This window comes from Chryseobacterium sp. CG10_8 (assembly GCF_058117085.1).
The window spans coordinates 1-726 of sequence record NZ_JBYVEB010000267.1 but is presented as its reverse complement, the minus strand read 5'-3'; the positions used below and the strand labels follow the sequence as shown (position 1 = coordinate 726).

1 protein-coding gene is annotated in these 726 nt (G+C 28.5%); it reads left to right on the top strand.

All coding sequences use genetic code 11. The annotated features are described in order from the left end of the window. Nucleotides 1–396: 396 nt before the first annotated feature. The coding region (locus AC4AGG_RS16665) for a hypothetical protein (protein WP_489773146.1) at nucleotides 397–726 on the top strand (330 nt) is incomplete at its 3' end.

Sequence of the window (726 nt, the reverse complement as noted above, 5' to 3'; positions counted from 1 at the left end):
TTATCTATAAGACTTGAATATATTTATCCTATACTAAACAATAAGACAAGACCGTATATTGGAGGATTTCTATCATTTATTTATAATGAAAAATGGAATATAAACAGTGGATTTGACCATATTGATCATATTTATGAAGAAGTTATGGAAGGAGAATTGGTAATCTATTAATAAAAAATACATCGCCTAACAGTGTATTAGCAAAAGCGGGCTTGAATACTCAAATTGAAAATTTGAATATTCTTCGCCGCCACTGCTTTTTGGTTTCGTTAATATTTTGTAATTTCACTTCACCGAAAAAGCATTGGCTCAGTTTGGTTGAAAATTGAACTTTCAGTTCATTTTTCGCCCGCCTTCGCTAATACTTTTTCGTTGTCGGCCATTTTAAAACAAAGTATGATGATTTTTGACGAAACAACGTTGCCTATCTCACAGATTGAAGAGAAACGATTTGAATGGGGAGAAATTTATGACTGTATTAACCCTATTTTCAATTTAAACATTGAAATTAATAATTTTGAATCTATAATTGAGTTATATGGTAAAAATAATTTTAGGGTCCAACTTCATCGATTGAGAAACAAAATAATAAATTTCGAAGAAGAGCTTATTACTAATATTGCTTTTTATGTGATTGAGGAAAGAGAAAAATGTCTAAAACAAATCGAATACTATTTGAATTGCAATAAAAATAAATTAACAACATGGGAAAAGTATAATATTTTA